Source organism: Rothia terrae (assembly GCF_012396615.1).
GTDB lineage: Bacteria > Actinomycetota > Actinomycetes > Actinomycetales > Micrococcaceae > Rothia > Rothia terrae.
Window position 1 is genome coordinate 251386 of record NZ_JAAXPV010000001.1, and the last position, 13461, is coordinate 264846.

Genomic DNA, 13461 nt, shown 5'->3' on the forward strand with positions numbered 1-13461 from the left:
GCCCTTTGGCGCAGGTGGTTCATCAAAGGGCGAAAGCTTACGTCGTATGAGGGTGCCTGAATGTCACGCGAACTTGGCATAACTCATACAACTTACTTTTCAACCCTAACGAAATGCTCCTCTGATATCTAGGTATATGTTGACCACTCGATAAAGGTCACATTTGAGATCGAGGATTTGGAACAGGGCTACTTCCTTGAGATAACGAGCAAGATTGTGTCAAATGAACCTTAATGTTGTTTTGTGTATTTAAGACGAAAAAACCACCTTTTCTTCTCGGTTTAAGTAGAAATCAGGTGGTTTTGTGTGCGTTTTAGAGTGACAATAGAGACATGGATTCATCAAAGCTAGTAGATGCCACCACCACACCCGAGTGGAAGGCACTGAACGAACACCACGACTCATTGACTCCCGATCTTCGCCAGTGGTTTGATGCTGACGCCAACCGCGCGTCCAAGCACACTCATACCGCGGGCGATTTGTATGTAGATCTTTCCAAGAACCTCATCACCGATGAGACCATTGAGCTTTTAGGCAAGCTCGCTGAGGCTGTAAACCTCAAGGGCTACACCGAAGCAATGTTCTCTGGCGAGCACATCAACATCACCGAAGACCGCGCCGTACTGCACACTGCTTTGCGTCGCCCCGAAGGTAAGACTCCCGAGCTGGTTGTCGACGGTCAGAACGTGGACGAAGACGTTCACGCCGTGCTCAAGAAAATTTACGCTTTCGCTGATCGCGTCCGCAGCGGTGAATGGGTGGGTATCACCGGCAAGAAGATTGAAACCGTTGTTAACATCGGTATCGGCGGTTCAGACCTTGGCCCCGTCATGGTTTACGAATCCCTCAAGCCTTACAAGCAGGAGGGCCTGTCAGCACGCTTCATTTCGAACATTGACCCCACCGATGTGGTTGAGACTGTAGCTGATCTTGATCCCGAAACCACCTTGTTCATCGTGGCTTCTAAGACTTTCGGCACCCTCGAGACCCTCACCAACGCTCGTGTGGCTCGCGCTTGGTTGTTGAACGCTCTTCGCGAGGCTGGCGCGTTAGAAGGCAAGGAAGACTCCGAAGCAGTTGCAAAGCACTTCGTAGCGGTTTCAACCGCGCTGGATAAGGTTGCAGAATTCGGCATCGATCCCGAGAACGCTTTCGGTTTCTGGAACTGGGTGGGCGGACGCTACTCCGTTGACTCAGCTATCGGTACTTCGCTGGCTATCGTCTTCGGCAAGGACGTTTTCGAGGACTTCCTCGCAGGCTTCCACACCATGGACGAGCACTTCCGCACCACCGAGTTCGAAAAGAACGTTCCGGCTCTCATGGGCATGCTGAACATTTGGAACGTCAACTTCCTCGGTGCTGAAACCCACGCGGTACTCCCCTACGATCAGTACCTGCACCGCTTCCCCGCCTACCTGCAGCAGCTGACCATGGAGTCAAACGGTAAGGGCGTTCGCATGGACGGCTCACCCGTGACCACCTCAACCGGTGAAGTTTTCTGGGGCGAGCCCGGTACCAACGGCCAGCACGCTTTCTACCAGCTGATTCACCAGGGTACCCGCATCATTCCGGCGGACTTCATTGCCTTCGCTAACCCCGTGCATCCTGCTAAGGATGGCGAGCAGGACGTTCACGAGCTCTTCCTCGCTAACTTCTTTGCACAGACCAAGGCACTTGCTTTCGGCAAGACCGCCGACGAGGTTCGTGCTGAAGGCACCGATGAGGCTATTGTTCCGGCGCGCGTGTTCACCGGTAACCGCCCGACCACCTCAATTATGGCGTCCAAGCTGACCCCGTCAGTTTTGGGTCAGCTCATTGCACTGTACGAGCACATCACCTTTGTTCAGGGTGTTGTATGGGGTATTGACTCATTCGATCAGTGGGGCGTTGAGCTCGGCAAGAAGCTAGCACTTGAACTGGCACCGGCTGTTGCTGGCGACCGTGAAGTTCTGGCTCAGCAGGACTCATCGACCCAGGGTCTGGTTGATTTCTACCTGAATAACCGCAAGTAATATTTGCGCTCTTTCACAGCAAAAGGCGAGTACCCTCAGCGGGTACTCGCCTTTTGTATATGCTCGCACTAAAGCTAATAATATTCGCCAGTGCTGGTGCTGGCCTGTCATTGAAAGAATGTACTGATGAAGAATCACCTTGTAGCCCGCCCGGGAGTCAGCGTGAAGACCGCTCTGAGTCGCTGGCGTCAAAACCTCTTTGTTTTTCAAGGAACAGCCAGCCGCTCTGAGTTCTGGAAAGTGATTGGACTGTGGCTAGCGGCGTGGATTGTGGTAGACATCGTGGCTATGGCGGTGTGGATATATACCCTACATTCTCTAGCTGCTAACCCGCCTTCAGCTCAAACCGGTAGTATCTGGGAAGAACGCGCTTTTCAGGTCTGGTTTGGGATAGTGACCTGCTACGGCCTCTTCTGGCTTTTATTCACAGTGCTGAACGCAGGCTTGGGTGCGCGCAGATTACAGGATGCTGGCACCCCGGGCTGGGTCTTCTGGTTCTGCATGATCCCGCCGGGACTGATGGTGGTTCTGATTCTCTGCGCGCTACCCGAGAAAACACCTTACGCGCACCCGGGTTCGCTAACGCAGGAGCGTTAGCTCTGCACCTTCTGCCTTGACAACACGCGAGCATTTGCTCGGTCTAGTGCAAAGGCACATGCTGCACCGACGAGGGCGATCACAAGCGTCATCAGGAAGATTTGCTGATACCCTTCGTGGGCGTGTTCGCGGTTGGCTTCTACGATGCTTGAGGTCATGGGGTTAGCCCAGAAAATAGACGCGTAGACCAAGAAGGATCCCACTGCCATTGCCGACCCATTGATTTGCTCCGGCAGATGTAGTTCAGCGATAGGCGCCAGAATAACGGCTTTGCCCATAAAGACGCCAAACGCCATCACTATGAGCAACAGCATCGCAGGCCACATGTTCGTGGACGCAGGCAGTAGATATACAAGCCCCGTGCCCAGTGCCACAACGATAAGCGCAACGCCGAGCATACGGGTCGAGGACTTGAAGAGGTAGTCAGCGAGCAAGCCAGAAATCAGCCCCGCCAAAATACCCACCAAGCCGGTGTTGAAAATACCGAATGCCCCGGATACCGCGTCTGATGCCTTGAAGACAAGCGATAGATAAGGCGCCGATGAGTAGACAAGGTTGACATAGCACCAGTACACGCACAGTCCCGCCAGACCTGCCAGCCACACACGAGGCAAAACCAATACTTTGAACAAGCCCTTGAGGGCTGCAATATTGGCGTTTTCTTCGGGCTCTTCCGCTCCATTCTTTTCTTGACCTGCAACCGCGTTCTTCGGGACAAAACGCAACAAACAGAAAATAAGAGGGATAACAAGCAAGGAATAGAGCACGCCCATAACAGTCATCACGGTATCGGCGTTATCCGGCATAACCGCCAATAAGCCGACAATGCCTAGGTTCATCACGAATTCGGCGCCGCGCCGGATAGATTCCAGCAGCCCCATAGCCAATCCGCGGCCTTCTTTATCGGAATCCTGAGACATGAAAGCAACGCCGTTAACAACAGCGGGCCACCCGATAGCGTCCCAAACACCCCATGAAATGGCGATGGCAATCATCATATTGAACGATAAATCTGGAACCAGATAGAGCGCCAGAGCCGTCAGCATACGCCAGATTCCCCAAGCAATCAGAATGGAGCGAATCGTGAAACGGTTATTGGCCCAGCCACCGGGCACATATAAGAACATTGCGATTCCGAGCCAGCCCATAAGAATACCGAACTGGTCAATACCAATGCCTAAAGCGTTAGTCAGCGGAACCATCAAGGAACCCTTGAAAGCTTCAAAAGACGAGTACACAAGCTGTCCAGCCATCGCAACGGTGAGATAGCCACTCACGCGTCCTTTGCGGAGGAAAACAGGAAGCTTTGATTGCTTCTTGGAAATTGATGATGTCATAGCAGTTCTTTCGATTCATCCATCGTTTCTACTGCCTAGATTAGCGTCATCGTCCCTCATTAGAAGGTTTATTAAGCGGGGCGTGGCTGTCAATAAACCTAGCTTAGTAACGGTCTCACCCAGCAGCATCAAACCATAGCCTCAGCTATGCGTTGCACGATATTGCTGACCGTGTTCACTGGCAGTGTTGGCACTTCGCGTCCTTCGATGCCTCCGGTCTCAGGATGTGCTGTCATGTTCGCTGCATGAGACGCGGTTTCAGTGTCAGGACGCGTGGCTGGAATATGCACAAAACCGCCGGGAATCTCGGTGGACGCGAGCGCGTGCATGAGCTCGTAAAAGACGTGATTGCACACGAAAGTGCCAGCTGTATCTGAGATTTCAACGGGAAGATTCTGCGCGGTCATCTCGGTGACTAGGTGACGATAAGGCAAGCGGGTGAAGTAGGCGGCAGGTGCATCGGGACGGATGGGGCGGTCTTGCGCTTTGTCTCCGTCGTTATCAGCGATGCGCGCGTCGTCAAGGTTAATAGCAACTCGTTCGATGCTGATCTTTTCGCGTCCCACCGCTACGCCTAAGCTGAGCACAGCGTCGGCGGATGTTTCAGCCAGAACCCGCGTTAGCTCTGACGATGAGCCTACAAAACTGACCGGTAATTCATGAAGGGTAACGTCAACATCCGGATGCGTGTGAGCTAGTGCCCCTCCCACGTTCTCAGCAATCTCACGGGTGGGGTTCTTTTCTACACCCTCAAAAGCACCGAAATATGTGATGAGTAGTTTCGTCATGTCATTCCCCTTCATACAACAGGATTTACCCATTGTAATACCGCTGTAAGAACGTTTTTCTGACAGAATGTTTACGAAAGTACTCACACATTTTCCTAAAGATCGGTCTCATGACTTCTCCTAACCCATACTCACCGCAGAACAACAGCGAGGGCAACCCGTACGGCAACTACACTTCGGGCTCATCGAATCACCCGGTTTCTCAGACGCCGCCGACCTACGGCAACGCTTATGAAGACCGCTCGTCCAACTACAACAACTCGATGTACACCAACCCGGCATACGGTAGCAACACCGCTGGGCACACCAACGGCTATGGACTCTCTCAGCCTCGCCCCCACGTCGGTTTCGGTGAGGCTTTGAAGAAGTGGAAGAACAATATGTTCCACTTTTCTGGTCGCGCATCTCGCTCAGAGTTCTGGTGGGTAGCGCTGTTGTGGGCGCTCATTATGTTTGGTCTCGTTTTCATTACCGCTGTGGTTCTTTTTGGACAGGCTGCCACCATGGAAACCAGCGCCCCCGATGAAGCCTTGACCGCCTCGGAAGGCTGGTTTGTAGGCTCCTTCTTCTTTGTCTACATTCTGGTTCTGGTTCTCGGGCTGGTCCAGACCGTCACTACCCTCGCGCTGGGATGGCGTCGCCTGCAGGATGCGGGTTTCCCCGGCTGGCTATACCTGCTGAACTTTGTGGGGCTGGGCATCGTTCCGCTCGTCATGAGCATCATGCCTTCTAGCCCCAGCGGTTACCAGTACGACAAGCCCGTGGATTACAAGCGTCCGTAATTCTTCGGTGTTATTTATCAAGCGGTCTCGTAGTTTTCTGCGGGACCGTAATCACTGTGCTGATGGCACACGATTTCTGGCACAATGGGTCAGGTGAGCAAACAACATCTGCACCATGAGCCCTTAGAACTTCACGACACCCCGGATGCCCTCAACATCGACGGCATCTACGATGATGAAGAAACCGATTCAGAAGTTCGTGCCGCCGCAGTTCCTGCACACGGCGTCTCCCTGCCCGGTGCAATCCGCCGGTTTTACGGTAACTATTGGAACTCACGCGGCGGTGCATCAGCTTCAGAGTTCTGGTGGGCTATGCTCTGGGTCGCTATTGTCACCGTACTCTTGGCCGCGGCAATGAGCGCCATGGGCGATATGGTCACCAACGGCACCGCGTCCTCACTCGTGCGCACGGTTTACATGCTGATGTACTGGCTGGTTCCCCTGTGGATTATGGCGAACATCGGCCCGTTCATCTCCCTAATTCGCCGCCGTCTTAACGCTAAACAGGGAATTATCGATTAGACGCGTCCCACTAAGGCATATACGCGAGAACCCTTCATGAAAGAGTCTTATAAAGGCTTACCATGAAGGGTTCTGACGTATTTCAGTATGATTTATGAGGCAGAGGCGGTGTAGCCCAGGTTCTCTGGTGCCTCAAAATTTTCGCCGCGAAGGTGCTGGTTCAGCCAGGCGCTCACGGTCTGATACCAGATGCGCGAATTCTCGGGCTTGAGAATCCAGTGTCCCTCGTCCGGGTAGTACAGGTACTTGTGGCCGAGCTCCGGTGAATTACGTTGCAAGGACGCCCACAGCGCCAGCCCTTCTCCAATCGGCACGCGGTAATCCTTATCGCCGTGAATCACCAGCATTGGTGCTTGAACATTCTCAATGTGCTGGTGCGGTGAGTAGGTGTTGCGCTGACCGTTTTCGTGCTCGTACATCCATTCGTGCCAGCTGCCGTTGTCGGTGGTGAAGTACATGTTTTCCATGTTGAAAAGGGAGGCGTGGGTGACGTAGCACTTGAAGCGAGTCCCGGCGTGCCCGGCTACCCAGTTGGTCATGTAGCCACCGTAGGAGCCACCCATAAAAGCAGCGTTGTTGCCGTCGATGTCCTCGCGCTCCGACGCAGCGTCAATCAAGGCAAGAATATCGGTGTACGGAGTATCGCCGATAGCGTCTCCACCGCGGTCGAGCATCTTCTGGCCGTACCCCAATGAAATCGCGGGGTCAGGTAACAAAACAGCGTAACCGAGTTCAGTCAGCGCCCAGGGGTTCCAGCGGTACGTCCAAGAATTCCACGAACCCCACGGCCCACCGTGGGCGAAGACTACCAGCGGATGCTTGCCTGCAGATTCACGCGGCAGCGCTAGCCATGAAGTAATTTCGGTGCCATCCTCAGCAGTGGTTTTGACTTGCTCGATGCGTCCGGGCGCCACAAAGCGTTCAACGGGTGAAGGCAGTTCAGTCTCAACACCGGTTTGAGGGTCGATGACGATAGGCTCGGATGCGCGGTCAATGAAGTTACGCAGTGCCACCAGCTTGCCGTCGCAAACGCTCAAGGACGCATAATAAGTGCGATCTGTTGTGGTGAGCTGATGAGTATCCCCACCGATTTCACCCACAAAAACCGCGCCCGCACCGAGGTTATCGGTAGCAAAAGCAAAACGCTGGTTATCGAGCCAGACAATGTCACCGGGCCAGCGGTCAAGATTCTCGGCAAGTGCGGTGAACTCGCCGGTATCCAAGTTATAGGTGTGAGCCGTAACCTGTAGGCTCTGCCCCGGTAGCCAGATGCGGTTCTTGTAGATAACAGCCTGTGAACCGTCGGGGCTGAAAGAACCCGCGTCAAAGCTGTGCTTCTCATCGGCTTCAGCAACCAGTTGCGGTGCCGCGTCCTGCCCCAAAGAAATACGGTAGACGCTGGAACGCTGGTGGATGCCACGCAGAACAGCGCCAACGGTAATGAGGGCGGACGAGCCATCCGGTGAAACCTCAAAACCCTCTAGTTTTCCATCGGGCAATCCCTGGATTCTGCGTGGTTTATCGCCGTCAAAAACATAGAGCGCTGTTGACCCGATCCCATTATCGTGGTCCCAAAATCGTGTGGGGAACGAATCATAGAGAACTGCGCTGGCACCGGTTTTTTCACGCGCATCCAAAACTTTGGCTTGCTGCTCAAGGTCATCACCAATAGCGGTGGCGGTGAAAATCAGGCGCGTACCGTTGGTAGTTTCACGCACCTGAAGCTCATCAATGCCACCGGGAAAGCTCAGCGCCAACTGCGGCTCACCACGAGAACCCAGCTTCCACACGCCCTTTTCACTGGATGAATCGGCGCCATCAACGTCTTTATCGAGGGTGTAATAGATATCGCCGTTGTCAACCAGCACCTGGAGTTTTGCATTGGAATCTAGTGAGGTCAGTGCATACGGCTCTGCGAGTTCGTTGCCGCTCTCGGCGACCTGCCATAGCTGCGAACGATATTTATTGCCGTCTTTGGCAAGGTAATTAACGTTCAGTACGGCATCGCCAGCGCGGTTAGCAACCAGCGACGTCACGCGGGGTTTAGAAATCAGATTATTGAGAAAATCAGTCATATTTCAAACATAATGGCGGTCACATTTGAAGGTAAAGAACCGGAAGAAAAAAGACGCCGTAACATCGCAGATGACCAGAATGTCACGATGTTACGGCGCCCTATAGAGAGCACTCAGGAAGAAGTTTTATGCAGCTGCAGTCAAGCGGATGCTGTTATTCCAGGGGTCTAGGAAGGTCAGTGCCGAGCCCTCATTGTTTGATTCGATGCCCGAGAACTTGAGGCGATCGCGTACAGCTTCGATGGTCTGCCCCTCAGGAACAGTCAGGTTTACAACCCCCAAGCCGAGGGTCTTCTGACGCGGTGACGCACCGGCCGAGTTCCAGGTGTTCATCGCCATGTGGTGGTGGTAGCCTCCCGCTGAAACGAACAGCGCCTGCGAACCAAAGCGTGAAGTCTCATCAAAGCCGAGAGCCTTGACGTAGAACTTGTGCGCGGTTTCAACATCGCCCACCTGCAGGTGCACGTGGCCGACTTTACCGGTCAGATTCGGCCCTTCGGTAATGGTCTTGCCGATTTCCTCATCAGTGGCGTGCTTCTTAATAAACGCCACGGGATCAATATAGAGGGTATCCATCGCCACGTGACCGTTGTTCCACTGCCACTGCTCACGAGGACGGTCATGGTAAAGCTCAACGCCGTTACCTTCAGGATCAGCGAAATAGAACGCTTCGGACACCAGGTGGTCACCGGCACCGGTGTAACGCTCCTGGTAACGAGCCAGGGTGCTCACCAATGACAGCGCGAGATCATGCGGATTATCAAACAGAACTGCTACGTGAAAAAGACCAGCTTCAGTGCGTGAGGGGTGACGCAACGTCGCATCGTGCTCAAGAATAAGAATGAGCTTATCCCCCAACCCCAACCAGGTCTCATTGTTGTCGGTCGGGATTTCTTGCAGACCAACACCGGTGGTGTAGAAGTCGTAGACAGCCTTCATATCGCGAACGCGCAAGCGAACTGCGCCCATGTCTGTCTGTGCGGGAAGTTTATCGAGAACGTTCATGGCTATCTTCTTTCTTGGTCTATTTCACGAACAAGAATTACTTTACGAGTAAACTATTTTGAATGTCAAGAAAAACTTTCCAAGGAATCTATTTTTTGTGTCAGTTCTAATGCGGTTCTTATAAATACAGACAACAGCGCAGACAGGATGCTGTAGTCAACTGGCTTGGGGCTGGCATTTATGGGAAGTTGACTACAGCATCCTGGCGCACCCACGCTCAGTACAAGGACGCAGGTATGCACGTCGCCAGCTGGCATCGGGACTGGCGTGAATCATGGGCGAGCGCGAAAAAGTTCAGAACCAGCGAGTTTTCGCGAGCCCATGAGAGGGACTGCTGGCGACTGCATACTCTGCGTCCGTACCTGCAGTTGATGATAATGTTTCGATACCGCCGGCATGCTCAACTAGCCAATCAAAACCTGCTAGTCTTCAAGCATCCTTGCCACCGCCGGGAAGATATATTCCAGGTTGAGCGGTGCCTGGTTTTCATGGTCAGATGCGCCGGGCTGCACCCAGCGGAACTCGTCGATTTCCGCAGAGGGTTTCAGGGCGTCCAATATTTTCCGGTCAAGACGCGGTGCCATGAAGACGTTGGCTCGCACCAGCATGTCGGGCTCGTTGAGGGCTGCGGTTTGAAAGATACCCACTTTGAACAGGCTATCTTCTGACAGTTCAAGGCCAAGTTCTTCTGATACTTCGCGGACGCCCGTCTGCGCGGGATTCTCCCCCGGCTCTGGTTTTCCGCCGGGCATCATAAAGCCGGTGGTTCCGCGTTTGCGCACCGTCAGAATTTCGTTGTGCTCATTGACAAAAACGACGGCGCTTACTTCGATAACACGCATGTTTATTTCAGCTGTTCTTTCAGGTAGTCGCGCAAGACAACTGCGTGGTTAATCTTTTCGTCTTTGGCGGCGTAGAGCAGTACCAGCTCTTTTTTCTTCGACTGTTTTAGCTGGTCGATGAGTTCACCGGCTTCATCGCGCTCGTCCAACTCGTGCCGATACTTATCTGAGAACTCTTCGAAGCGGTCTTCACGGTGGTCAAACCATTTACGCAGGTCGGTGCTGGGCGCTAAATCTTTCGCCCATTCATCGAGCGCCGCGTCCTCTTTTGCCACGCCGCGCGGCCACACGCGATCCACCAGCCAGCGCAGGGCGCTACCGGTGCTCGCATCATCGTAGATTCGCTGAACGGTGATCTTCATGAGAACTCCTTGTGAGGGTTGAACGTCATATACGTCTTATCTCCACCCTACAACGCAACATTTTTTAGTGAGGGGTGGCACATCGGGTAATGTAACTATTGACACTGCCCGTATTTATCTCAAGGGAGAGGCCTTACATGGCAAAGATTATTTACACTCACACTGACGAAGCGCCGCTGCTGGCGACTTACTCGTTCAAGCCGATTCTTGAGGCTTTTGCCACCAGCGCGGGCGTCGAGATTGAAACTCGCGACATCTCACTATCAGGTCGCATTATTGCGCAGTTCCCGGAGCGCCTGACCGAAGAACAGCGTCAGCCCGATGCTTTGGCTGAGCTTGGCGAGCTGGCAAAGAAGCCCGAAGCTAACATCATCAAGCTTCCCAACATTTCAGCATCCGTTCCGCAGCTCAAGGCAGCCATCAAGGAACTTCAGGAAAAGGGCTACGACCTGCCCAACTACCCTGACGAAGTTAAGACTGATGAGGACAAGGACGTTCGCGCTCGCTACGACAAGGTTAAGGGTTCAGCGGTGAACCCCGTTCTGCGGGAGGGTAACTCAGACCGCCGCGCTCCCCTGTCAGTAAAGAATTACGCTCGCAAGAACCCGCACAAGATGGGTGCTTGGTCAGCTGATTCGAAGACCAACGTTGCAACCATGGGCGTCCACGACTTCAAGACCAACGAGAAGTCAGTCATTCTTGAGCAGGATGATACCCTCGTCATCAAGCACGTTGCAGCTGACGGCACCGAGACCGTCCTCAAGGAATCACTGCCGGTTCTCAAGGGTGAAATCATCGACGGCACCTACCTGGATGCAGCAAAGCTTGATGAGTTCTTGAAGGCTCAGATTGCTCGTGCCAAAGAAGAAGGCGTGCTGTTCTCCGTGCACCTGAAGGCAACCATGATGAAGGTTTCAGACCCCCTCATCTTCGGCCACGTGGTACGTGCTTACTTCTCAGAACTGTTTGAGAAGCACGGTAAGGCTCTTGAAGAAGCTGGCCTGAACGGCAACAACGGTCTGGCTGCAATTCTCGACGGCATCAGCACCCTACCTGCGGATATTCAGGACGACGTTCATGCGCTCATCGAAAAGGGCTTCTCGGACGGCCCCGATTTGGCAATGGTGAACTCCGCTAAGGGCATCACCAACCTGCACGTTCCCTCAGACGTTATTGTGGACGCTTCCATGCCCGCGATGATCCGCACCTCCGGCCACATGTGGAACAAGGACGACGCTGAGCAGGACACCCTGGCAGTTCTGCCCGACTCATCCTACGCTGGCATCTACCAGATAGTCATTGATGACTGCAAGAAGAACGGCGCGTTTGACCCCACCACCATGGGTACCGTTCCTAACGTTGGTCTGATGGCGCAGAAGGCTGAAGAGTACGGCTCACATGACAAGACCTTCGAGATTGCTGCTGACGGTAAGGTTCAGGTTGTAAACTCCGCTGGCGATGTTCTGATTGAACACGAAGTTTCAACAGGTGACATTTGGCGTGCATGCCAGACCAAGGACATCCCCGTTCAGGACTGGATTAAGCTGGCGGTAACTCGCGCACGCGATTCAAAGACTCCCGCAGTCTTCTGGTTGGATGAAAAGCGCGCACACGATGCTAACCTCATCAAGAAGATTGAGCAGTACCTGCCCGAGCATGACACCGAGGGTCTGGATATCCGCATCCTCTCACCCGAGGACGCAACCCAGTTCTCAATCGACCGCATCCGCAAGGGTGAGGACACCATTTCGGTGACCGGTAACGTTCTGCGTGACTACAACACCGACCTCTTCCCGATTTTGGAGCTCGGCACCTCAGCGAAGATGCTCTCCATTGTTCCCTTGATTAACGGTGGCGGCCTGTTCGAGACCGGTGCGGGTGGTTCTGCACCTAAGCATGTTCAGCAGCTGGTTGAAGAAAACCACTTGCGCTGGGATTCATTGGGTGAGTTCTTGGCGATTGCGGCGTCCTTCGAGCACTTGGCGAAGAAGTACGACAATGCTTCGGCTCAGGTTCTGGCAGACACCCTGGACGCTGCCACCGGTACCTTCTTGAACGAGAACAAGTCCCCCTCACGCAAGGTCGGCGAGATCGACAACCGTGGCTCACACTTCTACCTGGCTAAGTACTGGGCTGAAGAGCTGGCAAAGCAGAGCGCGGACGCTGGTTTGGCTGAGAAGTTCGCGCCGGTGGCTAAGGCTATGGATGAGAAGGAAGAGCAGATCGTTTCTGAGCTGCTCGGCGTGCAGGGCTCCGCGGCTGATCTCGGCGGCTATTATAAGCCCGTTGATGAAAAGGCAAGTGGCGTGATGCGTCCGAGTGAGACCCTCAATGAAATTGTGGAGGGGCTGAAGTAAAAGCTTCGGCCTTTACAAGTAAATAAAAGCAAAGTGGCTGGGCCTTCATACGGGAGTATGAAAGCCCAGCATAGTATAGGAAACAAAATGATTACGGACATTGAAATTAACAACATTGGACTATTCAAAAAAGCTAAATATAGCGATTTAAAAAAAATCAACATTGTATACGCAGAAAACGGAAAAGGAAAGACAACTTTTACCGACATTTTCCAATCTCATAAAGATTCCAAAACATCAATCATATCAACTAGAAAGACAATCGACAGCAACGAAAATCCACTGATAAAAATACAGCACGATACAACTCCTGCAACAATATTTGCTAATAACTCTTGGAGAAATAGAATATCTTCTGATATTCACATTTTTAACACAAGATTTATTGAGAAAAACATCTATAACGGTCAAGAAATTAGCGCCGAAAATCGAAAAAATCTCCTAACATTTGCACTAGGTGAAAATTCAGTTAATGCTTCTATTAAAATTGATAAAATCAATAAATTAGAAGGGATAATTAAAAAAAATAAAACAGCCCAGGAGAAAAACCTCAATAAGATCTGCTTAACACATAGTATCAAGATTGATGACGTCCGCTCTGAAATGCCCAGCAATATCGAGGAATGTGATAATGAAATTTCAAAGAGGCTTATTCAAAAGTCCTCCCAGCCGCATAAAACACCAACCCCCGAACCACCGCAAACACCCGCCCATACACGCTCAGCGGCCGCCGGAAACCTGTATGCAAAACCCGCCACGTCTTGACCTGCGCGATAACCCGC

General features: G+C 52.8%; 12 protein-coding genes. 6 read left to right on the forward strand and 6 right to left on the reverse strand.

The features are described from left to right. Positions 1-332 precede the first annotated feature (332 nt). On the forward strand, positions 333-2012 hold the full coding sequence (gene pgi, locus HF984_RS01100; protein WP_168613829.1) for a glucose-6-phosphate isomerase: 1680 nt from the start codon (positions 333-335) through the stop codon (positions 2010-2012). Between the two features lie 126 nt (positions 2013-2138). Continuing rightward, positions 2139-2609: a DUF805 domain-containing protein gene (locus tag HF984_RS01105; protein ID WP_168613830.1), complete on the forward strand. Its 471-nt coding sequence runs from the start codon at positions 2139-2141 to the stop codon at positions 2607-2609. On the opposite strand, the gene HF984_RS01110 is transcribed toward HF984_RS01105, so the two are convergent. Both HF984_RS01110 and HF984_RS01115 read right to left on the reverse strand, forming a co-directional pair. Further along, positions 2606-3946: an MFS transporter gene (locus HF984_RS01110; RefSeq protein WP_168613831.1), complete on the reverse strand. Its 1341-nt coding sequence runs from the start codon at positions 3944-3946 to the stop codon at positions 2606-2608. The two genes, HF984_RS01105 and HF984_RS01110, sit on opposite strands and share 4 nt — an antisense overlap. A gap of 128 nt (positions 3947-4074) precedes the next feature. Further along, positions 4075-4734: a pyroglutamyl-peptidase I gene (locus tag HF984_RS01115; protein ID WP_168613832.1), complete on the reverse strand. Its 660-nt coding sequence runs from the start codon at positions 4732-4734 to the stop codon at positions 4075-4077. Between the two features lie 110 nt (positions 4735-4844). Here HF984_RS01115 and HF984_RS01120 point away from each other — a divergent pair, with 110 nt between their 5' ends. Next, entirely contained in the window at positions 4845-5516 is a 672-nt protein-coding gene (locus HF984_RS01120) for a DUF805 domain-containing protein (RefSeq protein WP_168613833.1), read from the forward strand. A 93-nt stretch (positions 5517-5609) separates the two neighbouring features. Then, positions 5610-6038 carry a DUF805 domain-containing protein gene (locus HF984_RS01125; protein ID WP_168613834.1) on the forward strand — a complete coding sequence of 143 codons (429 nt, stop codon included), beginning with the start codon at positions 5610-5612 and terminating at the stop codon, positions 6036-6038. A gap of 92 nt (positions 6039-6130) precedes the next feature. Here HF984_RS01125 and HF984_RS01130 read toward each other — a convergent pair whose 3' ends face one another. The 4 genes from HF984_RS01130 to HF984_RS01145 form a co-directional block, all read right to left on the reverse strand. Continuing rightward, complete coding sequence (locus tag HF984_RS01130; protein ID WP_168613835.1) at positions 6131-8113, reverse strand: S9 family peptidase; 1983 nt, start codon at positions 8111-8113, stop codon at positions 6131-6133. Positions 8114-8239: 126 nt separating this feature from the next. Beyond that, on the reverse strand, positions 8240-9118 hold the full coding sequence (locus HF984_RS01135) for a VOC family protein (protein WP_168613836.1): 879 nt from the start codon (positions 9116-9118) through the stop codon (positions 8240-8242). Between the two features lie 422 nt (positions 9119-9540). Next, positions 9541-9960, reverse strand: coding sequence for an NUDIX hydrolase (locus tag HF984_RS01140; protein WP_168613837.1), 420 nt, complete (start codon positions 9958-9960; stop codon positions 9541-9543). Between the two features lie 2 nt (positions 9961-9962). Continuing rightward, positions 9963-10322: a DUF488 domain-containing protein gene (locus HF984_RS01145; protein WP_168613838.1), complete on the reverse strand. Its 360-nt coding sequence runs from the start codon at positions 10320-10322 to the stop codon at positions 9963-9965. Between the two features lie 137 nt (positions 10323-10459). On the opposite strand from HF984_RS01145, the gene HF984_RS01150 reads away from it, so the two are divergent. Beyond that, a complete protein-coding gene (locus HF984_RS01150; protein ID WP_168613839.1) occupies positions 10460-12679 on the forward strand; it encodes an NADP-dependent isocitrate dehydrogenase in 2220 nt (739 codons plus the stop codon). An 87-nt stretch (positions 12680-12766) separates the two neighbouring features. Continuing rightward, positions 12767-13444, forward strand: coding sequence for an AAA family ATPase (locus tag HF984_RS01155; RefSeq protein WP_168613840.1), 678 nt, complete (start codon positions 12767-12769; stop codon positions 13442-13444). The last annotated feature ends 17 nt before the right edge of the window (positions 13445-13461 follow it).

What these genes read in the sequence shown, in the direction of transcription:
- pgi (WP_168613829.1), top strand. Translation starts at nt 333, where the DNA reads ATGGATTCATCAAAGCTAGTAGATGCCACCACCACACCCGAGTGGAAG.
- HF984_RS01105 (WP_168613830.1), top strand. Translation starts at nt 2,139, where the DNA reads ATGAAGAATCACCTTGTAGCCCGCCCGGGAGTCAGCGTGAAGACCGCT.
- HF984_RS01110 (WP_168613831.1), bottom strand. Translation starts at nt 3,946, where the DNA reads ATGACATCATCAATTTCCAAGAAGCAATCAAAGCTTCCTGTTTTCCTC.
- HF984_RS01115 (WP_168613832.1), bottom strand. Translation starts at nt 4,734, where the DNA reads ATGACGAAACTACTCATCACATATTTCGGTGCTTTTGAGGGTGTAGAA.
- HF984_RS01120 (WP_168613833.1), top strand. Translation starts at nt 4,845, where the DNA reads ATGACTTCTCCTAACCCATACTCACCGCAGAACAACAGCGAGGGCAAC.
- HF984_RS01130 (WP_168613835.1), bottom strand. Translation starts at nt 8,113, where the DNA reads ATGACTGATTTTCTCAATAATCTGATTTCTAAACCCCGCGTGACGTCG.
- HF984_RS01135 (WP_168613836.1), bottom strand. Translation starts at nt 9,118, where the DNA reads ATGAACGTTCTCGATAAACTTCCCGCACAGACAGACATGGGCGCAGTT.
- HF984_RS01140 (WP_168613837.1), bottom strand. Translation starts at nt 9,960, where the DNA reads ATGCGTGTTATCGAAGTAAGCGCCGTCGTTTTTGTCAATGAGCACAAC.
- HF984_RS01145 (WP_168613838.1), bottom strand. Translation starts at nt 10,322, where the DNA reads ATGAAGATCACCGTTCAGCGAATCTACGATGATGCGAGCACCGGTAGC.
- HF984_RS01150 (WP_168613839.1), top strand. Translation starts at nt 10,460, where the DNA reads ATGGCAAAGATTATTTACACTCACACTGACGAAGCGCCGCTGCTGGCG.
- HF984_RS01155 (WP_168613840.1), top strand. Translation starts at nt 12,767, where the DNA reads ATGATTACGGACATTGAAATTAACAACATTGGACTATTCAAAAAAGCT.